At 70.0% G+C, this 19,488-nt stretch carries 14 protein-coding genes and 2 pseudogenes; 9 read left to right on the forward strand and 7 right to left on the reverse strand.

The window, feature by feature from the left end; all coding sequences use genetic code 11:
- Positions 1-18: 18 nt before the first annotated feature.
- The gene (locus N8I84_RS36295) at positions 19-3,684 is read right to left on the reverse strand and encodes a LamG-like jellyroll fold domain-containing protein (RefSeq protein WP_263233714.1); all 3,666 of its coding nucleotides are present in this window, start codon (positions 3,682-3,684) and stop codon (positions 19-21) included.
- A gap of 407 nt (positions 3,685-4,091) precedes the next feature.
- On the opposite strand from N8I84_RS36295, the gene N8I84_RS36300 reads away from it, so the two are divergent.
- From N8I84_RS36300 to N8I84_RS36320, 5 genes are all read left to right on the forward strand, one after another.
- Positions 4,092-5,129: a LacI family DNA-binding transcriptional regulator gene (locus N8I84_RS36300; RefSeq protein ID WP_263233716.1), complete on the forward strand. Its 1,038-nt coding sequence runs from the start codon at positions 4,092-4,094 to the stop codon at positions 5,127-5,129.
- 175 nt (positions 5,130-5,304) lie between these two features.
- Positions 5,305-6,546: a sugar ABC transporter substrate-binding protein gene (locus N8I84_RS36305; RefSeq protein WP_263233717.1), complete on the forward strand. Its 1,242-nt coding sequence runs from the start codon at positions 5,305-5,307 to the stop codon at positions 6,544-6,546.
- Between the two features lie 21 nt (positions 6,547-6,567).
- On the forward strand, positions 6,568-7,551 hold the full coding sequence (locus N8I84_RS36310) for a carbohydrate ABC transporter permease (RefSeq protein ID WP_263233719.1): 984 nt from the start codon (positions 6,568-6,570) through the stop codon (positions 7,549-7,551).
- Positions 7,548-8,372, forward strand: coding sequence for a carbohydrate ABC transporter permease (locus N8I84_RS36315; RefSeq protein ID WP_263233721.1), 825 nt, complete (start codon positions 7,548-7,550; stop codon positions 8,370-8,372). The genes N8I84_RS36310 and N8I84_RS36315 overlap by 4 nt, the downstream gene beginning before the upstream one ends.
- An 80-nt stretch (positions 8,373-8,452) precedes the next feature.
- A complete protein-coding gene (locus tag N8I84_RS36320; RefSeq protein WP_263233723.1) occupies positions 8,453-10,189 on the forward strand; it encodes an amylo-alpha-1,6-glucosidase in 1,737 nt (578 codons plus the stop codon).
- Positions 10,190-10,219: 30 nt separating this feature from the next.
- Here N8I84_RS36320 and N8I84_RS36325 read toward each other — a convergent pair.
- A pseudogene (locus N8I84_RS36325) lies at positions 10,220-11,196 on the reverse strand (quinone oxidoreductase family protein).
- Positions 11,197-11,319: 123 nt separating this feature from the next.
- Between N8I84_RS36325 and N8I84_RS36330 the strand changes: the two are divergent.
- A complete protein-coding gene (locus tag N8I84_RS36330) occupies positions 11,320-11,664 on the forward strand; it encodes an ArsR/SmtB family transcription factor (RefSeq protein ID WP_263233725.1) in 345 nt (114 codons plus the stop codon).
- A 128-nt stretch (positions 11,665-11,792) separates the two neighbouring features.
- On the opposite strand, the gene N8I84_RS36335 is transcribed toward N8I84_RS36330, so the two are convergent.
- Positions 11,793-12,740 (reverse strand): DMT family transporter, encoded by a 948-nt coding sequence (locus tag N8I84_RS36335; RefSeq protein WP_263233727.1) that lies wholly within the window; start codon positions 12,738-12,740, stop codon positions 11,793-11,795.
- Between the two features lie 21 nt (positions 12,741-12,761).
- On the opposite strand from N8I84_RS36335, the gene pdxR reads away from it, so the two are divergent.
- Positions 12,762-14,405 (forward strand): MocR-like pyridoxine biosynthesis transcription factor PdxR, encoded by a 1,644-nt coding sequence (gene pdxR / locus N8I84_RS36340; protein WP_263233729.1) that lies wholly within the window; start codon positions 12,762-12,764, stop codon positions 14,403-14,405.
- A gap of 255 nt (positions 14,406-14,660) precedes the next feature.
- Here the strand turns inward: pdxR and N8I84_RS36345 are convergent, their stop codons facing one another.
- From N8I84_RS36345 to N8I84_RS36355, 3 genes are all read right to left on the reverse strand, one after another.
- Positions 14,661-15,224 carry an NADPH-dependent FMN reductase gene (locus tag N8I84_RS36345; protein ID WP_263233731.1) on the reverse strand — a complete coding sequence of 188 codons (564 nt, stop codon included), beginning with the start codon at positions 15,222-15,224 and terminating at the stop codon, positions 14,661-14,663.
- 234 nt (positions 15,225-15,458) lie between these two features.
- Positions 15,459-16,190, reverse strand: a complete 732-nt coding sequence (locus N8I84_RS36350; RefSeq protein WP_263233732.1) for an NADPH-dependent F420 reductase — start codon at positions 16,188-16,190, stop codon at positions 15,459-15,461.
- 4 nt (positions 16,191-16,194) lie between these two features.
- Complete coding sequence (locus tag N8I84_RS36355) at positions 16,195-17,235, reverse strand: LLM class flavin-dependent oxidoreductase (protein ID WP_263233734.1); 1,041 nt, start codon at positions 17,233-17,235, stop codon at positions 16,195-16,197.
- Positions 17,236-17,375: 140 nt separating this feature from the next.
- Here N8I84_RS36355 and N8I84_RS36360 point away from each other — a divergent pair, with 140 nt between their 5' ends.
- The gene (locus tag N8I84_RS36360) at positions 17,376-17,840 is read left to right on the forward strand and encodes a MarR family winged helix-turn-helix transcriptional regulator (RefSeq protein ID WP_263233736.1); all 465 of its coding nucleotides are present in this window, start codon (positions 17,376-17,378) and stop codon (positions 17,838-17,840) included.
- A gap of 287 nt (positions 17,841-18,127) precedes the next feature.
- Positions 18,128-18,559 (forward strand): tetratricopeptide repeat protein, encoded by a 432-nt coding sequence (locus N8I84_RS36365; RefSeq protein ID WP_263235002.1) that lies wholly within the window; start codon positions 18,128-18,130, stop codon positions 18,557-18,559.
- Positions 18,560-18,740: 181 nt separating this feature from the next.
- Here the strand turns inward: N8I84_RS36365 and N8I84_RS36370 are convergent.
- Positions 18,741-19,460: pseudogene (locus N8I84_RS36370) on the reverse strand (sugar phosphate isomerase/epimerase family protein); the annotation flags it as partial.
- Between the last annotated feature and the right edge of the window lie 28 nt (positions 19,461-19,488).

The following is a 19,488-nucleotide window of genomic DNA, read 5'->3' on the forward strand; positions in this document are numbered from 1 at the left end:
CCGCCGGTGGTGATCACCTCATCGGAGCTCCCGTGCGTAGGGCGCGATGGTGATCCGGTCGATCAGCGGTGCGTAGCGCGAGCGGAGCAGGATGCCGGGGAAGGTGTCCGAGGCGTAGGTGGTGCCGTCGAAGTTCGGCAGTTCCTCGGAGCGGAAGGTGATCGCGTTCCGTCCCTTCGTGAGGTGGACCGGGACGGTCAGCTCCCAGAAGTTGTTCTGATGGAAGGTGTGGGGGAAGCTGACGCGTCGCATGTCGCCGCCATTGACGGTGATGTCGGCGTGGCGGGCGAGCGGGTCGGGGTTGTAGTGGGTGGCTTCGGACTGTTCGGGGTTGGAGTAGCGGATGCGCAGCGCGTAGAGGCCGGTTCGGTCGGCGTCGACGGTGAAGGTCGCGGTGTTGCCGTTGCCGGGGTAGCCTCCGATGCCGCTGATCGCCGTGCCGTCGGTGGCCAGGGAGAGCGGGGTGAGTGTGGCGGAACCCGTGAGCCTCGCGTCCTGTGCCTCGTAGGTACGCGCCGTGAGGGGGCCCTCGGTCGGCGTGACCGTGAGGCGGTCCACGAGGGTGGCGGACGAACCGCCGGTGAGCGTCACCTTGTTGATGCCGCCCGAGAGGGAGACCGCCACGCTTCCACGGCCCCGGGTCACGTGCGCGACGTCATGTCCGTTGACGGAGAGCCGGGCGTTCGCGGCGCCGAGAGTGTCGACGCCGAGGGTCGCTTCCCGGTCGGCGGGGGAGTAGACCCAGAACGTGGCCGTCGCGCCTCGCGGAAGCCGGGCCGCGCCCGAGCCGGTGGCGGGGGTTCCGGCGTGTGCGGACAGGTCGTAGACGGGCCGTGCCCCGCCGCCCAGCCAGGCCAGTTCGCCCTCGTACACCTGGGTCGCGGCCGAAGGCGCGGGCAGGGAGAGGGTGAGGCGGTCGACGATGGCGTCGCCCTTGGCGGCGCGCTTTCCGTCGAGGCTCTTCGCGGCGAGCGTGAGGGTGTGCTCGCCCTTGGTGAGGTGGATCTTGGTGTCGGTGTGGTCCCAGACCACCCACTTGTAGCCGAGCGGCAGGTAGAGCTCCTGCTCGCTGGCCGCCTTGCCGTCCACGCGCAGGAAGACGTTGGTGGGGCCCTGTTCCTTCACCTTGTCGAAGGTGTTGAGGGAGTTGGCGAAGACACTCAGGTCGTAGGTGCCGTCCTCGGGCACGTCCACGGTGAAACCGAGCGTGACGTCGGAGCCCGTGCGCAGACCGCCCACGTCGTAGCCCCCGGAGGTGTAGAACTTCGACACGTCGCGCGGTGACCCTTCCGGGCCGTTCCTGGAGTAGCCGGCCCCGGTGTGGGCGGCGTCCTCCGCCTCGTACGACGCCTGCCAGCGCACGGGCGGAGACTGTGTGCCCTTGGCCTCGCCGGCCGGGCTGAGGACGATCTCGTACGCCGAGGACTCCTTCAGCTTCGGCAGCGCGCCGTCGCCGAAGTCGACGACGACCTTGCCGTCGTCACCGACCTTCAGGTCCGTCTCCGTGAGCAGCTTCGGCCCTGAGGAGTCGCCGATCTGCCCGCTCCACTCGATCTCCCGGACCCAGGCGTGCACGCGGTCCCCGAAGACCGTCTTCGGGACATCGCTGAAGGTGATGTGGCCGCTGCCGGTGGATCCGCCGAAGAGCAGCCGCGCCTGCCGCTTGTCCTTGTCGAGTGTGGCGACGCCCTGCATGGTGTAGTTCTCGCCGGGGAACGGCGGTGTCACCTTCACGGTGTGTCCGCTCATCGAGGCGTACGAGTGCAGCAGCCACCACTGGCCGTTGCCTCGACCCGACTGCACCGCGGAGTCGGAGAGGTTGCCGTCGATGTTCCAGTACGCGATGTCGGCGTCCACCTTGGACTCCTCGATCGCGGAGACCCACTGCACCATCTCGCCCGGTACCGAGGTGTGGTAGTTGAAGGCGTACTCGTTGATGTTGATGGGGAGTCGGGTGCCCTCACGACTGGTGCCCTTGAACAGTTCCTTCTCCCACGCCCGGTACTTGGCGACATTGGCGCGCACCGCCTCGGGGTGGCTCAGCTCGTGCCAGGTGATGACGTCGGGGAGGGTGCCGACGGCCAGGGTATGGGTGAGGAAGCCCTTCACCTGGTCGTAGAGGACGCTGGTGTTGGGGCCGGCGATGCGGGCCTTCGGCATCTTCCCCTTGATGAGCCTGTAGACCTCGTCCCAGGCGGCGAAGTAGTCGTGCGGGTCGTTGAGCCAGCTGACCTTGTCGTAGCTCCACTGGCCCGTGCCGAACATGTTGCCCTCGGGCTCGTTGAACGGCACGAAGACGATGTTGTCCTGGTACTTCGTCGGCAGCCGCAGGACCTGGTCGACCTGCTTCGCGATCTTCTCCTCGTAGAGCTTGAGTTTCTCCTCGGGCGTGTCGCCCGGCCACTCGTAGGGGAAGCCGCGGTGGATGTCGGTCATGTAGATGTACACGTCACCGTCGGTGGAGTCGGCCAGCGGCCCGACCACCTCCAACGCGTCTGCGCCGGGATGCTGCGGGCCGTCCTGCGCCTTCGTGGAGACCGTACGCAGACCCATCCCCTCGATGAGGTTGTCGGTGGGGACGTCCGGCCCGTACACGCCGTAGAGGGTGCCGGAGGCGCCGCCGTGGAAGGCGCCGGTGTCCGAGCCGAGGTCGACATCCAACTGTCCCTCGCGGACGACGGTGACGGTTGCCTTCACCGCGCGCCCGGACGCCGTTCCCGCAACCGTGAAGGTCCCCGGCCGGGAGTACTTCTCGGACGGAACGGCGTCCCAGGCGATCGGCGTGTCACGGTCGTACCCGTCGGAGAAGGAGGACCGGACGGCGGCCGGGAGAGACGGGGCGGTCCCCGTCGTCGTACGGACTTCGAACGCCGTCTGCGAGAGCTGCTGGAGGGTGGGCACCTGCCCGACCGTGTCGGCCACCTGCTCGGGGGTGAGCGCGGTGTGCCACACGCTGAAGTCGTCGATCGCGCCCTTGAACAGCGGATCGGGGTAGAAGGACTTGCCGATGTAACCGGCGGCCGTGGCGGAACCGTCCAACAGGTCCTTGGCCTTCACGCCGGTCGCGGCGGAGGAGACCGCGACACCGTCGAGGTAGGTGGTGACGCGCTGGGCGGAGCTGTCGAGGGTGACGGTGACGGTTCGCCACTGGTCCGCGGGAAGCGCCGCGTAGCCGCTCACCTGAGCCTCCGCGCCGCCGCCCCCGGTGGTCACGGCGGTGCGCAGTACCCCGCCGTTGTTGGACGGGGTGGTGAAGAGGTACTTCGTGGTGTCCGTGCCCAGGTCGAAGATCCTTTGCCAGGACGAGTCGTCACCGCTCCACTTCACCCGGGCGGAGACCGTCAGGTCGGCCGCGTCCCCGAGCACTTCGCGGGGCAGACGGACGTACGCGCCCTGGGAATCGGGCGCGCCGCCGGGCAGGGCCAGAGCGCTGCCACCGTCCGCGCCCGCGACGGACTGGGCGGTGGAGCCGTTCACCAGGCTCGCCGTGAGCCCGTTGCCGGAGCTGTCGGTGATCTTTCCGGAGGCGAGGTCGTCCTGGTCGAAGCTGTAATGGGCGGTGGGCCGGGGCGGGTCCGCCGCCTGTGCGGCGGCGGCCGGCGCGGTCAGCAGGCCCGCGCCCAGGGCCACGGCGACGGCGGCCGGGGCCCGGCGGGGCCGGACTGGTCTGTCAGCGGATGACATCGATCGCGTCCTCAATCCTTTGAGTGAGCAGGCTGTCGAACTGGTTCGTCACGTGCGTCAAGGAGCGGGGGAACTTCGTGCGGGAGCCGGGAACGCCGACCCTTGCTTCAGGGCTATGGAGCCGGCGGACTCGAGGTTGCCGGGTTGATCACTTCATCGAACCGGTTCGGCGAAGCTAGCACCGGGACAGACGACCAGCAATCCCTCCGACGCGGCGATCTCCGGGAGTCGGGCGGGCTGCGAAAGTGCCGTGTCCGAAGTGTTGACAGATGTGCGTCGTCTTCCTACCTTCACTTCACGCGAACCGGTTCGACTGCCGGTCCCCGCCTCGTACCTCATTCCGTCCCCTGACGACCGGAAGCCGCTCACTCCGACGGGTGTCGAACCGGTTCGAGCAAGGAGTCGCCGTGAACATCGGTGAGATCGCCCGGCGGGCCGGTGTCTCGCGGAGCACCGTGTCCTACGCGCTGAGCGGGAAGCGTCCCGTGTCGGACGAGACCCGCCGCAGGATCCAGCAGGTGATCGACGAGTTGGGGTACCGGCCCAACGCCAGCGCGCGGGCTCTGGCGAACGGCCGGACCAGCACGATCGGCCTGGTCTTCCCGCCGGCCGGGAACCATTACACGGGGATGCAGCTGGATTTCATCGGCAGTGTGGTGGAGGCCGCGGCGGCGTACGACTACGACGTGCTGTTGTCCCCGAGCGGCGTGGACAGTGACCGCTCGTTCCAGCGGCTGCTGGGGGAGCGGCGGGTCGACGGGGCGATCCTGATGGAGATCAGGCTGGAGGACGACCGGGTCGATCACCTGGCCGCCCTGGACTTCCCCTCCGTCGCGATCGGCCGTACCGCCCGTCCGGAGGGCGGCTGGTGGGTGGGCCTGGACCACACCGCGCTGGCGGAAGCGTGCGTCCACCACCTGGCGGACCTGGGCCACCGCCGGGTCGCCTTCGTCAACCGTCCCGAACAGCTCCTGCGGGCGGGGTACGAGTCGGCACACCGGGGCCTCGACGGGTTCACCAAGGCCGCGGCCGAGCGCGGGCTGACGGTACGGACCTACTGCTGCGGGGACGATGCCGCATCGGGCCAGGCATGCCTGGAGCAGATCCTCCAGGAGGAGCCGGCCACCACGGCCCTGGTCACGCTGAACGAGGCCGCGCTGGGCGGCCTGTACCGGGGGCTCGCCCAGGCGGGCCGCCATGTGCCGCGCGACTTCTCCGTCACCGGAATCGCCGCCGGCCGCTGGGCGGAGACGGTCACCCCGCAACTCACCGCGGCGGACGTACCGGCAGCGGAAATGGGCCGCTTGGCCGTCGACCTGCTCGTCGAACGACTCGACCACCCTGACGCCCCCGCCCGGCACCACCTGCTCACACCCCCGATCTCCTTGCGGGCCAGCACCGGGCCCGCCGCTGCTCCGCCCCCCGCCGAGGCCCGGGGCTCCTGACCGCACGCTCACGGCCCGGGCCTCCTGACCGCAGGTTCACGGCCGCCGTACCGCAACCCTCCTTCCCTCCTTCCTCCCGACACCGGGCATCCGCCTCCCACCGCCGTTCGGCGTGCCCGCTTCCCCCACGTCGCCCCTCCCACGGCATCCCTGTGCCCAAAACGAAGGACCCGCCATGCACAGCTCCCCCCGACGGCTCCTCGCCGTCGCCGCCCTGTCGACAGCCGTCGCCCTCGTCGGCACCGCCTGCTCCTCCGGCTCGGGCAGCACCAGCACCAAGGGCGCGGACAGCGGCACGTACACCGTCTGGGATCCGTACCCGCAGTTCGCGGGCGGCTCGGCGTGGACCAAGCTGCTGGACAAGTGCGGCACCCAGGCCGGCGTGAAGATCAAGCGGACCGGGTTCGACACCAGTGACCTGGCGAACAAGACGCTGCTGGCGGCACAGCAGGGCAACTCACCGGACGTCCTCATCGTGGACAACCCGGTGGTGTCGACCCTGGCCGAGGCGGGCGTGCTCACCACGACCGACGACAACAAGCTCGACACCTCGAAGGTGGACCCCAACCTCCTCGCGGCCGGCCAGTCGGGCGGGAAGACGTACGGCACACCGATCGGCGCCAACACGCTCGCGCTCTACTACAACAAGAAGGTGCTGAAGGAGGCCGCGGTCGACATAGCCTCGGTCAAGGACTGGACGTCGCTGACGGCGGCACTGGAGAAGGTCAAGAAGGCGGGCAAGAAGGGTGTCACCTTCTCGGCGATCGGCACGGAGGAGGGCAGCTTCCAGTTCCTGCCGTGGTTCTGGGGCGCGGGCGCCAAGCTGACCGAACTCGACTCCGCCCAGGGCGTGTCCGCCCTGTCGCTCTGGAAGGACTGGCTGAAGAAGGGCTACGCACCCAACTCGGTGCTCAACAACACCCAGACCACCAGCTGGCAGGAGTTCGCCACCGGTGACTACGCGTTCGCGGAGAACGGCACCTGGCAGCTCGCGAACGCCGACAAGGCCGGCTTCGACTACGGGGTGCTGCCCATTCCCGCCGCCTCGGGAGGCACCGCCGCGGCCCCGACCGGCGGCGAGTTCGTCACCATCCCGGTCCAGAGCGACACCGGCCGCTACGCCACCTCCGGGAAGCTGGCGGCCTGCCTCACCAGCACCCAGAACCTGTACGACACCGACACCACGCTGTCCTACGTGGCGCCCACCAGCGAGGTGCAGGCAAAGCAGGTGGCGGCGAACGCGAAGCTGAAGCCGTGGGTCGACGCGGTCAAGTCGGCCAAGGGACGCACCAGCGACGACCTCGGCACCAAGTACCCGAAGATCTCCGAGCAGATGTGGAAGGCCGTCCAGTCCGCCCTCAGCGGGTCCAAGTCGCCCAAGGACGCGCTGGCCGCGGCGCAGTCCGCCGCCAAGTAGCCACGATCCGCCGGATTTCGGATGAACCACACGACACAGCTGCCGGACCACCGGTCCGCGCGCGCCCGGAACGGGGCGGTCACCGCCGCCCCGGCCCCGGCCCGCACCAGGACACCGCGTCGGCCCACCTCCACGCAATGGGCCGCCTGGGGCTTCCTCGCCCCGGTGACCCTCTATCTCGCCCTCTTCTACGCCTATCCGCTCTACCGCAACATCGATCTCAGCCTCCGCAACTACACGGTCCGCTCCTTCGTACAGGGCAACGCGCCCTTCACGGGACTGAAGAACTACCGGACCGTCTTCGACGACCCGACCTTCGCCCCGGCCCTGCTGCACACCGTGGTGTTCACCGCCGTGTGCCTGGCCTTCCAGTACGCCATCGGTCTGGCCCTCGCGGTCTTCTTCAACCAGCACTTCCGGCTGTCGGCGACCCTGCGTGCCCTGTTCCTGGTGCCCTGGCTGCTGCCCCTGATCGTGTCGGCGTCCACCTGGTCGTGGATGCTCAACAGCGACTCCGGAATCGTCAACGCGGCCCTGCATGTCCTGGGCGTCGGACCGGTGAACTGGCTGACCTCGCCGACGTGGTCGCTGACCTCGGTGATCATCGCCAACATCTGGATCGGCGTCCCCTTCAACCTGGTGGTCCTCCACAGCGGCCTGCAGTCGATCCCGGCCGGCCTGTACGAGGCCGCCGCCCTCGACGGGGCGGGCGCCTGGCGCCGGTTCTGGAGCATCACCTTCCCGCTGCTCCGCCCGGTCTCGGCGATCACGCTGCTCCTGGGCCTGGTCTACACGCTCAAGGTCTTCGACATCATCTGGATCATGACCAAGGGAGGCCCGGCGGACTCCTCCACCACCTTCGCCACTTGGTCCTACCGGCTCGGCTTCGGCAACCTCCTGCCCGCCTTCGGCCCGGGCGCGGCCGTCGGGAACCTCCTGGTGGTCGCCGCCCTGGCGTTCGGGCTGGTCTACGTCCGGGTCCAGCGGAAGCAGGCGCTGTCATGAACCGAAGCACCAGCCGTACGTGGATCAAGACGGCCGTCGGTCTGCTGCTGACCGCGATCATGCTCTTCCCGGTCTACTGGATGATCAACGTCTCCCTGACCCGCGACCAGGACATGCGCAAGAGCCCACCGGACCTGCTCCCCGTCCACGGCACGCTGGCCGGCTACCGTACCGTCCTCGACGAGCAGTTGCCCTACCTCGGCACCAGCCTCGTCATCGGCCTGGGCACCGTCGTCCTGACCGTCCTCCTGGCCGCACCGGCCGGCTACGCGCTGGCCAAGCTGCGCCCCCGCGGCGGCGGCATCCTGAGCTTCGTCCTGCTGGCCGCGCAGATGATCCCCGGCATCATCATGGCAATGGGCTTCTACGCCATCTACCTCCAGCTCGGCCTGCTCCAGACGGTCCCCGGCCTGATCGTCGCCGACTCCACCCTGGCCGTTCCCTTCGCGGTCCTCATCTTCACCGCGTTCATGTCCGGCATCCCCGGCGAACTGCTCCAGGCCGCGAAGACCGACGGCGCCGGGCCGTTGCGCACCTTCTGGTCGATCGTCCTGCCGATGAGCCGCAACGCCGTCGTCACCGTGTCGCTGTTCGCCTTCCTGTGGTCCTGGTCGGACTTCGTCTTCGCCAGCACGCTGGTCAACGGCGGTGCGCACGAGCCGATCACCCTCGGCATCTACCACTACATCGGCAACAACAACCAGGAGTGGAACGCCATCATGGCCACCGCCGTCGTGGCCTCGCTGCCGGCCGCGGTCATCCTCGTCCTCGCCCAGCGCTACGTCGCCGCCGGTGTGACCGCCGGAGCCGTGAAGGACTGACCGCCTCACACCTCGTCGCGGCTCCACCGTCCGCCCGTCGGACCGCCGATCTCCCCTGCTCGAGAAACGAGTCTCACCCTATGACCGCCGCCCGCCCCGGTCCGGCCTTCTCCGTCCACGACATCCCGTTCAGCACACACGGATCCTGGTTCGACATCTCGCCCGTGGTGGCGGAGAAGACGTACGCCGAGGACCTCCACCTCGTCTCCCACCAGAACGGCATGCACGCCGTCCTGCGCCTGGTCCCCCTGCACACGGGGACCGGCGACCGTGCCGAGACCCGCGTCGAGGCGACACCAGGCCTGCTCAGCTGGGTCGGAGAGGGCGGGCGCGTCGACCTCGCCTTCGAGTCGCCGGACACCGTACGCCTGCGGGGGACCGGTCTGGACATCAAGGTGTCCGCAGCCGCAGAGACCTTGACCCCGTTCAGCGGCACGTACTTCTTCCGCGACCCGGCAGCGGACGCGCACGTGTTCACGTCGTACGAGACCGGACGTCGCTACCGCGTCACCGTGCTCTCCGGCACCGTGGCCCATACGGCCGGAGGCCAGGCGCTCGGCAGCAGCGACCGCGGCCTCGTCACGACCGCCGGAGTGAACGGCACCTGGGAGATCGCGATCGAGGAACTCGACGCGTCCCGCCCGCCGTACGTGTCCTCGGCGACCTTCGGCGAGATCGCGGCGTCCGCGCGGAGCTCGTTCGCGGACTTCGTCGAGGCGGTGGCGCCCTGGCGCTCGTCCGCCACCCCGGCCGCCGAACTCGCCGCCTACGTCCTCTGGTCGGCCACGGTACGCCCGACGGGCCTGGTCACCCGGCCTGCCGTGCTGATGTCCAAGCACTGGATGGACAAGGTGTGGAGCTGGGACCACTGCTTCAACGCGCTCGCCCTGGCCCCCGGATGCCCCGAACTCGCCCTGGACCAGTTCGCCCTGCCCTTCGACCACCAGGAACCCGGCGGCGCCCTGCCCGACTCGGTCACCCACTCCGAGGTCCTGTACAACTTCGTCAAACCGCCCATCCACGGCTGGGCCCACGGTCACCTGCGCCGCCGTCTGCCGGCACCTCCCAGCCGCAACGAACTCGCCCAGACCTATGACCGGCTGGAACGTTGGACGGACTTCTGGCTCACCGCACGGCGAGCACCCGGCAGCGAACTGGCCCACTACCAGCACGGCAACGACAGCGGCTGGGACAACGCCACCACCTTCGATCCCGAGCGGGTGGTCGTCACCGCGGATCTGGCCGCCTTCCTCATCCTCCAGATGCGGGAGCTCGCCGGTTTGGCGGTGGAGTTGGGAAGGGCCGACCAAACGCTCCGGTGGACGCGGGCCGCGGATGCCGCCCAGTCGGCGCTGCTCGACCAGCTCTGGACGCAAGACAGGTTCGTCGCCCGGGGCGTCGACAGCGGGGACACCTGGAGCAGCACCAGCCTCCTCGACCTGATGCCCATCGTGCTGGGCGAGCACCTGCCCGGACACGTCGGCAGCGCACTGGCGGACCGCATCAAGGCTCACCTGACGCCGTACGGCCTGGCCACCGAACTCACCACCTCGCCGCACTACCTCGCCGACGGCTACTGGCGCGGCCCCATCTGGGCCCCGGCCACCGTCCTCATCGAGGACGGCTTGCGCAGGGCCGGCCACCTCCGACTGGCGGACGACATCAGCGCCCGCTTCCGCGTCCTGTGCGAGACCCACGGCTTCGCCGAGAACTTCGACGCCCTCACCGGAACCGGTCTGCGCGACCGCGCCTACACCTGGACGGCCAGCAGCTACCTCCTCCTCGCCGAAGCACACACCCGCCGAGGCGGCGACTGACCGACCGCGCCGGTCACCGGCGGGGCGTGCTCAGTCGGCCGTCCGCAGCAGCAGCTTGCCCGTCGAGGTGCGCCCGCCCATCAGCCGGTGGGCCTCGGCCGCGTCCGACAGCGCGAACTCCGCGGTGACGGGCAGGTCCACGGTCCCGTCGGTGACCTTGCGGAAGGCGCGCTCGGCCAGCGAGCGCAGCGCCTCGGGCGCCGACTGCGCGAGCGCCAGGATGGAGAAGCCTGCAACGGAACGGCCCTGCGCGTACAGCTCGGGCTGGCCGACGTGCCACGGCTCCGCCCCGCTCGCGTTGCCGAAGGACACCAGGCGTCCGAAGACGGCCAGCACGTCGAGACCACGGCGCAGCGTGTCACCGCCCACCGGATCGAGCACCAGGTCGACGCCCCTGCCGCCGGTGGCGCGGCGCACGTCGTCGGCGAAGGTGTCAGTGGTGAACACCTCGTCGTAGCCGTGCTTGACGGCGTGCCCGGCCTTGTCCGGAGAGGAGACCACGCCGTAGACCGCGCCGGCGCCGCCGCCCGTGCCAGCTGTCCGGCCGCCGTGCCGATGCCGCCTGCCGCGCCGTGCACCAGCACGCTCTCCCCGGCGCGCAGTCGCCCCACCTCGTGGAGCAGAGCATGCGCCGTCGGCAGCACGGTGGGCAGGGTGGCCGCGGTCCTCAGGTCCAGGCCCTCCGGAAGCGGGAAGACGGTGGCACTCTCGGCGACCACGACCTCCGCGTAAGCGCCGCTGTCGACGAGTGCGACGACCTCCTGCCCCGGACGCAGTCCCTCGACGCCGTTGCCGACGGCCCGGATCCGTCCGGAGACCTCCAGGCCGGGGCGGAAGGGCAGCGACTGCACCCGGTAGCCCTCGGCGCGTGCCTTGAGGTCCGCGAAGTTCACCCCGGCATAGGTGGCGTCGATGGTCACCTGGCCCGGCCCCGGCTCGGGGATGTCGGCCTGCACGACCTCCAGCACCTCGGGGCCGCCGTACTCCTGGAACTCGACTGCGCGCATGACCGGAACGCACCCTTCTGCAAGGTGTTCAATGGAAAGCGAACACTGGCACTGTAAGATATTCATCGAACACTCAGCAAGCGGCGGAGCGCGCTCCGCAGAGCGCGGAATGAGGAGAGGGGCATGTCGAACCAGGCTGCGGGCGGTAGTCACCGTGCGGCGCCGGTGCACACGGATCCCGAGGACGTGTCCGTCCTGACCGCTCTGTCCGCGGTCGCCGACCCGGTGCGCATCCAGCTGATTCGCGAGTTGGCGGGCTCCGCCGACTGGACACGCAGTTGCGGCAGCTTCGACGTGCCGGTCGGTAAAGCCGCGCTCAGCCACCACTTCTCGGTCCTGCGCGGCGCCGGCCTGGTGGAACAGCGCGACGAGGGGCCCAGGCGGGTCAATCGCCTGCGCCGCGAGGAGTTCGACGCGCGCTTCCCCGGGCTGCTCAACCTCGTTCTCCGCGTCGACCAGAGGGACTGAGCGGCCTCCACGTATGCCCGCGCGGTGCTGTGTTCCTCCTTGAGAGGGACATGAGCGCATTCGGCTCAGACGCTCCATCGCCTACGCCGTTGCAGGGCCGGCCGCACTCTCCCCCTGCGGGCGTCCCGCTACTTGGAGCGCGCCGAGGCGGGTGCGGAGTCCGCAGTGGCCGACTGATCCGTGGCTGTGACGCCCCGGGCGGGGGCGCCGTGCGGGCGCAGGCCACCGACCAGGCCGAGTATCAGCACGGCGATGCCCAGCCATACCGACGGTCCCGGCGCGCCGCTGCCCGAGACGGCGCCGACGACCGCCGCGGACAGCGGTGCGATGCCGGTGAGCAGTCCGGCTCGTCCGGCCCCGACGGCGCGGACCGTCGAGTACCACAACACGAAGGCGACCGCCGTCACCATCAGCGCCAGATAACCGACGGCAGCCCACTGGGAGCCGGACAACTCCCGGACCGCCGACGGACCTTCCGAGGTCAGGCCGAGAACGGCCAGCAGCACACCGGCCAGCCACATCGCGTGCACGGACACCCCCCACGGCGAGTGCCGCCGCAGCACCGGCACCGCGAGGAGTGTGAACCCGGCCTCGCACCCGAGGGCCACCGCCGCCCAGCACACCCCCACGGCATCCGTGCGACCCGTCCCCTCCACCAGCACAGCGCCCGCCATGACGACCGGCGCCGCCAACAGGACCTGCCGGCTCGGCCTGCGCCGCTCCAGCGCCGGGCCCACCACGCCGAGCACCACCGGTACGCACGCGACCGCTACGGCGACCACCGCGGGCTCCGCATGGCCGACGCCCCGGACCACGGCCACGTTGAACAGCACCAGACCGGTGACCGCGATCCCGGCCAGCCACAGCCACTCCCGTCCACGGGGCCACAGCAGGCGAGCACCGGTGAGCCGGGCCATGAGCAGAAGGATCACGGTGGCGGCCGCGTACCGGACCGCCTGAGTGGTGAACAGCGGGGCGTCGACGAGCGTGCGCGAGACGGTGACGCTGCTGCCGACCAGCGTCATCCCGACCATCCCGGGCACGAGTTTGGTGAACGAAGCGGAAGGTGTGTCCATACCGCCCACGCTGCCGTGACAATGGACGCCATGGACAGGTCCACAAACCCATCGGCACGGGGGTCCAAAAGTCCACGCCCGACGGCGGCGGCAGCGGACGCGCCGGTGGACGACACGGCGGCCCCCGGCGCGGTCGTCGGCTCGGACTTCCTCCAGCTGGACATCGGCGAGGCGCCGCCCGGCGGGCGTACCGCCTGGCTCGCCGACCGGCTGCGGTCGGCCATCGCCGACGGCCGGCTGCCCATCGGCGCACGACTGCCCGCCAGTCGCGTACTCGCCGAAGAGCTGCGCGTCACCCGGGGCGTGGTCACCGAGGCCTATCGGCGCCTCGCCGAGTCCGGCCAGATCGCCGGGCGCGGGCGGCTCGGCACGGTGGTCGTGGCGGCTCCCGCCGCGCCCCGCGACCACGCCCGCGACGCGGGCGGACCACCTGAGGCCGGGGCCGGACCCGCGCTCTTCGGCTCGGGCGACCGCGACGGCCTCATCGACGCCCTGCGCGCCCTGCCCTGCCGCATCGACCTCTCCCCGGGCGTCCCCGACCTCGCCGCCTTCCCCCGCACCGGCTGGCTGCGCGCCGAACGTGCCGTCCTCGCGGGCGTCGGCCCGGCCGACTTCGGTTACGGCGACCCCCGGGGCGCTCCCGCACTGCGCCGGGCCGTGGTCGGCTGGCTGGCCCGCAACCGCGGCATTCGGGCCGACCCGGAGGAGGTGGTGGTCGTCGCGGGTGTGGCGCAGGCTCTCGGCCTGCTCGCGCAGGTCCTGCGGGCGGACGGGATCCGCCGCATAGCCGTCGAAGATCCCGGTTCGCTCGGAGCGCGCCAGCAACTGGAGTACGGCGGCCACGAGATCGTGCCCGTTCCCGTGGACGCGGGCGGCCTCGACGTGGCAGCGCTGCGTGCCAGTGGTGCCCGGGCGGTGTTGCTGACCCCGGCACACCAGTTCCCCACCGGTGTCGTCCTCGACGGGGAACGCCGTCGCGAGCTGCTGAGCTGGGCGGCCGAGGGCGGCGTGGTCATCGAGGACGACTACGACGCCGAGCACCGCTACGACCGGCCGCCGGTGTCTGCGCTGCGCTCGCTGCTGCCGGACGGCGTCTGCTACGCGGGCAGCGTCTCCAAACTGCTCGCGCCCGCGCTCCGAGTGGGCTGGCTCCTCGTACCGCCGGACCGACACGACGCCCTGGTGACGGCCAAGCGGTACGCCGACCTCGGAAACGGCGTCCTCACCCAGCTCGTCCTCGCTCGCCTGATGGACTCGGGTGAGCTGGAACGGCACCTGCGCCATGTCCGGCAGCGCCACCGCAGACGCCGGGACGTGATGCTGCGAGCGATCGACAGGCATCTGCCCGGCGCCCGCGTCCACGGGGCGGCAGCCGGCCTGCACCTGATGGTCACCTTCAGCGACCCGCGGGGCGGCGCCCGCGACAGCGGTTTCCGTGACACCGACCTCGCCGCGGCCGCTCTCGCGGGAGGCGTGAAGGTGCATCCACTGTCCTGGCACCGCATCACGCCCGGCCCTCCGGGCCTGGTCCTTGGCTATGCGGCGGGCCCGGCCCACGAGATCGACGAGGGCATCGCCGTCATCGGAGCGACCCTGCGCGGCCTCCTGCCGGGGCTGGGCACCACTGTGCCCAGCCCCGCAGCTGCGGCCCCAGTGCAATCATGACGACCGCTGAACTCGTGTCCGCATACCTGGACGGCCTGGAACGTACAGACACCCATCCGGTGTTGGCCGCGTTCACGCCCGGTCCGATGGTCCCCTCACCCTGTACGGGCCCGGACCGAGGTGCGCCCGGGCGTGCCGGACCGGCGAAGGCAACTGCCGTGCGTGACGGCGATCGGCCCCTGCCCCGCCCGACAACACCCGTAGCCGGGCCCGTTACGGTCGGGCCCGACATCCGGCCGGGGCGTGCCTGGAGGGTCAGGCGGCGTCGCGCAGCGGAGCGAGAGCGGTGCTCCAGGCGATGACCTGGTCGAACAGGACGCCGAGCGCCTGCACGTTGTACTCGCCCGGCTTGAGGACACTGAAGTTCTCGAACTCCGTCATCAGCGACAGGGCCACCTGCTGACGCACGTCGGCCATCTGCAGCTCGCCGACGACCAGCCGCAGGTGCTCCACGGCCCGGGCACCGCCGACCCCGCCGTACGAGACGAAGCCGACCGCCTTGTTGGCCCACTCGGCGGAGAGGTAGTCGATGGCGTTCTTCAGCACGCCCGAGGTGGAGTGGTTGTACTCGGGCGTCACCATGATGAACCCGTCGAAGGAGGCGATCTTCTCCGCCCACTCCTTCGTGTGCTCGTTCTGGTACTGGCCCATGGACGGGGGCAGGGGCTCGTCCAGGTGCGGCAGCGGGTAGTCCCGCAGGTCGACGAGCTCGAACTCGGCGTCGCCGCGCTGGGTGGCGGCGTCGTAGACCCACTTGGCGACCTGCTCGCCGTTGCGGTTGGGACGGGTGCTGCCGAGAATGATGCCTATCCTGATCATGGTGTTTCCTTAACCGTGTCGGTTGTGGTGTCGCCCTGAATGGGGGTTCAGGGCGCGGGTGTTCCTCACGAACGGCCCGTTGGGGGCCTCACCCTTGGGCGGTGCGGACCCGCGGGAAAGCGTTTCCGCCAAAGATGATTGATGCGTCATCTAACCTAGGCCGGTATAGATGACATATCAACTTGTTGGCCGAGTGAGCGGCTTCACACCGCCGACCCGGCAGGACGAAGGCGCTCAGACCGCCGGTTCGGCCGAGGTCGAAGCGGCGGCCCGTGCTCGGCTCACGGTTCGTCCGCGCTGTGACTCCGGGAACCGGTTGAGCATCGCTCGCAGCTCCGCGGCGCCGACGTTGGCGCCGAAGGGCTCGGTGCCCGGTTCGAGTCGCAGCCCTTCGGCAAGTGGTCCTGCCATGACGGGATCGAATCCGAAAGCGTCGACGAGGCGCGCGACGGTGGCGAGGTCGTCCGGATCGTCACCGGCGATCGCGATCGCCTTGCGTCCCGGCGTCCCCGCCGGCCGGGCGCCGTCCTCGAGATCGTGGTAGCCCATGTGGTTGAAGGCCTTCACCACGCGCGCTCCGCGCAGGTATGCCTGCACGATCTCGCTGGAGGAGGTGAGCGGATCGGTGAGATCCTCGCGGATCCCGTCGACCTCCCACCAGTAGTTCATCGCGTCGATGACGAGCTTGCCCCGCAGTGCTTCGGCCGGAATGCCGCGGTACTTGCCGAGCGGGAGCGCCAGAATGACGACGTCCGCCCGAGCGCCGGCCTCCGCGGAGGTGACGGCTACCGCTCCCGGTGTGAGGACCTCTGTGGTCAGGGCGATCTCGGCGGGGTCGCCCGATCCGGCGATGAGCACGCGACAACCGGCTGCGAGGGCCAGCCGTGCGAGCACGGTGCCGACCTTCCCGGCACCCAGGATGCCGACCGTGCCGAGGCCCTTGGTGGTCATGTCGTGTCCGTCCACGGTGTCAGCTCCTGGCGTCCGCGAGGATGTCGCGGACCATCGGGAGCACCTTCGTGCCGTACAGCTCGACGGCGCGCAGACGAGCGCTGACCGGCTGTGCCCCCGCGGTGTAGATGAGGTCGAACCGGCCGACACCGAGTGCCTCGATGGCGCGGGCCATCTTGCGGGCGACCGTCTCGGGCGAGCCGATGTAGAGGGAGCCGTGCTCGATCTCGGCGTCGTACTCCTCCTTGCGGACCGGCGGCCAGCCCCGCAGCGCGCCGATGCGGTCCCGGATGACCCGGTAGTACGGCCAGTGCAACTCCCGGGCCTCCTCATCCGTGTCGGCGATGAAGCCCGGCGAGTGCATTCCGACCGGATGGGCCGTCGTACCGAACTTGTCGGTGGCGCGCTGGTAGAGATCGATGTACGGGGCGAAGCGTTGCGGGTTCCCGCCGATGATGGCGATCATCAGCGGGAAGCCGTAGTGCGCGGTGCGGATGACCGACTGGGGTGATCCGCCGACCCCGACCCACGTGGTCAGGTGCCCGGACTCGGTCTTGGGGAAGACGTCGGCGTTCTCCAGCGGGGCCCGCTTGGTGCCGCTCCAGGTGACGGGCTTCTCCTCGAGCAGCTTGGCGAACAGCTCGATCTTCTCCTCGAAGAGCACGTCGTAATCGCTCAGGTCGTATCCGAAGAGGGGGAAGGACTCCGTGAAGGAGCCGCGCCCGAGGATGACCTCGGCCCGGCCGTCGGAGAGCGCGTCCACGGTCGAGAAGCGCTGGAAGACGCGGACCGGATCGTCGGAGCTCAGCACGGTCACGCCGGAGCCGAGACGGATACGACGGGTGCGGGTGGCGATGCCGGCGAGCACCGTCTCCGGAGTCGAGATCGCGTACTCGGGGCGGTGATGCTCGCCGAGGGCGATGACGTCGACGCCGATCTCGTCCGCGAGAACGGCCTCGTCGACGACCTGCCGGATGGCCCGTGCGTAGGACACCGGGTTCCCGGAGTCGTCCTCCGGCACATCGCCGAATGTGTCCAGACCGAAGACGAGATCAGACATGGTGGACTCCTGAGAAACCGATGGTTGATGTGTCAATAATCCAGGTGGGCTATTGACGTGTCAACCAAGTCGCTCCGGCGCCGGATGTGCTCGGTGCATGCGCACGGTGATATATCAACAATTTGGCTAGACTCGTCCTCGTGGAGGATTCAGTGAACTGGTTGACCGCGGAGGAGCAGCACGCATGGCGGAGCTTCGTCCGGTTGCATGAGCGACTGGGCGGCCGCTTGGCGCGCCTGTTGCAGACGGAATCCAATCTGTCCGCCGCGGATTTCGCGGTCCTGGTCAACCTCACGGATGTGCCGGAGGGGCGGCGGCGCTACCAGGACCTCGCACTTGCACTGGAGTGGGAGAAGAGCCGGATGTCCCACCACATCGCGCGCATGGCCGGGCGGGGGCTCGTAGTGCGGGAGGAGTGCCTCGAGGACGGGCGGGGAGCCTTCGTGGCGATCACGGAGGCAGGTCGTGCGGCCATCGAGGCGGCGGCCCCGCTGCACGTGAAGGCGGTTCGCTCCCTGTTCCTGGACCATGTCACACCGGCGGAGCTGCGGACGGTGGCGGAGGTCTCCGAGCGCGTGGTGGAGAAGCTGGAAGAGGAAGCCTGACCGACCGACCGGCCGGCCGTGGGTGGTCGTGGTGAATGGCCGACGGCTTCGATCGTCGACGATCGGGCCGCGATGTCCTCGTGGCTGCGTCCGACGTTGCCCGCCTGGAATAGAGGCGGTCCGGCGCATGTTCGGGCAGTCGGTTGATGTATCAACCGCAGCTGGACATGTTCGGTGATGAGGAGGTCGTACCCGTGCTGCGCAAGGAGTTCGCGACGAACCGGCCGGCCGACGTTTTCGACGCCCCCACCCACGCGTCACTGGTCGCAGCCCCTGGAGGAGGACTGATGAGCGACACCTTCAACGACTACCCGGCGACGGGCGGCGTCGCGCCGGACCGCTGGGCGAGCGCCCTGCACCTGTTCGACAGCGGCGCCGGCGTCCCGCACGAGGAGACCACGGCGGAGCGCTGGGAGCGGGCCCGGCTGCTGTTCGAGGCGAGGGATTACACCGGGGCCGCGAAACTGCTCGCCGCCGTAGTCGAGGAGGTCCCCGAGCAGACCGCGCCCCGGCTGCTGCTGGCCCGCGCCTACTACCACTCGGCACAGCTGCGGCGTGCCGAGGAGCAGCTGCGGCAGATCATCGACCGTGACCCCGTGGAGCACTACGCCCACCTGATGCTGGGCCGCACCCTGCAACGTCAGGGCCGTCACGAGGACGCCGCACCCTGGCTGCGCATGGCCGCCGCTTTCACCGGAGAGCTCCCGGCCGACGACTGACATGCCACCGGTGGTGCGACAGCGGGTGGCGGGTACCGTCCACCGGGCCCGCCGCTCACGTCCCGCCGGGGCACAATGAATCCCCCTCTGTACGCATTCCGAGATGTCGTTTTCCCGTGGGCGGTCAGCGGCGTGGCCCCGTTCCCGATCGACGGGAACGGGGCCACGCGGGGAAGGGGGCTTACAGGGCGGCTGCGGCGCTGTGGAGGTTCTTGGCGGCCAGGGCGAGTCCTTCCGTCTGGGAGTAGGCGGCGTCCTCCTGCTCGATGTTGACGGCCATGTCGGGGTCGATCTCGGAGAGGGTGCGCAGGAACTCGGTCCAGAAGGCGACGTCGTTTCCGAGGCCGACGGCGACGAACTTCCACGCCGGGTTCTCCGGCCAGGCGTTGCACCAGAAGCCGTACCCGGTGGGCACCTTGCCGGGCGCGTCGGCGGGCACGCGGGTGAACGACGTGTCCAGGACGCCGCGGATGTCCGCGCCGGGGCACAACGTCGCGTCCTTGGCGGCGGCGTGGAACACCAGCGGGCCCAGCCACTTGATCGAGGCGATGACGTTCATGCCCTGCCACATCAGGTGCGAGGGGTCCATCTCCGCGCCGACGTTGGTGGCGCCGGTCTCTTCGACGAGCCGCTTCAAAGTGACGGGGGAGAACACCAGGTTGTGCGGGTGCATCTCGATGGCGACCCGGACGTCGTTCTCCCGGGCGAGGGCGTCGATCTCCTTCCAGAACTCGACGGCCACGCCCCACTGGTAGTCCAGGACGTCCATGTACACGCCGTCCCACGGGTTCACCACCCAGGAGGGGTACTCGGCGTCGGGGTCGGACCCGGGGGTGCCGGACATGGTCACGACGTGCTTCACACCGAGCAGGCCCGCGAGCCGGATGGTTCGGCGCAGGTCGTCGGCGTGCTTCGGGCCGACACCCGGG

Source organism: Streptomyces cynarae (assembly GCF_025642135.1).
Lineage (GTDB): Bacteria > Actinomycetota > Actinomycetes > Streptomycetales > Streptomycetaceae > Streptomyces > Streptomyces cynarae.

What these genes read in the sequence shown, in the direction of transcription:
- N8I84_RS36295 (WP_263233714.1), bottom strand. Translation starts at nt 3,684, where the DNA reads ATGTCATCCGCTGACAGACCAGTCCGGCCCCGCCGGGCCCCGGCCGCC.
- N8I84_RS36305 (WP_263233717.1), top strand. Translation starts at nt 5,305, where the DNA reads ATGCACAGCTCCCCCCGACGGCTCCTCGCCGTCGCCGCCCTGTCGACA.
- N8I84_RS36310 (WP_263233719.1), top strand. Translation starts at nt 6,568, where the DNA reads ATGAACCACACGACACAGCTGCCGGACCACCGGTCCGCGCGCGCCCGG.
- N8I84_RS36315 (WP_263233721.1), top strand. Translation starts at nt 7,548, where the DNA reads ATGAACCGAAGCACCAGCCGTACGTGGATCAAGACGGCCGTCGGTCTG.
- N8I84_RS36320 (WP_263233723.1), top strand. Translation starts at nt 8,453, where the DNA reads ATGACCGCCGCCCGCCCCGGTCCGGCCTTCTCCGTCCACGACATCCCG.
- N8I84_RS36330 (WP_263233725.1), top strand. Translation starts at nt 11,320, where the DNA reads ATGTCGAACCAGGCTGCGGGCGGTAGTCACCGTGCGGCGCCGGTGCAC.
- N8I84_RS36335 (WP_263233727.1), bottom strand. Translation starts at nt 12,740, where the DNA reads ATGGACACACCTTCCGCTTCGTTCACCAAACTCGTGCCCGGGATGGTC.
- pdxR (WP_263233729.1), top strand. Translation starts at nt 12,762, where the DNA reads ATGGACGCCATGGACAGGTCCACAAACCCATCGGCACGGGGGTCCAAA.
- N8I84_RS36345 (WP_263233731.1), bottom strand. Translation starts at nt 15,224, where the DNA reads ATGATCAGGATAGGCATCATTCTCGGCAGCACCCGTCCCAACCGCAAC.
- N8I84_RS36355 (WP_263233734.1), bottom strand. Translation starts at nt 17,235, where the DNA reads ATGTCTGATCTCGTCTTCGGTCTGGACACATTCGGCGATGTGCCGGAG.
- N8I84_RS36365 (WP_263235002.1), top strand. Translation starts at nt 18,128, where the DNA reads ATGAGCGACACCTTCAACGACTACCCGGCGACGGGCGGCGTCGCGCCG.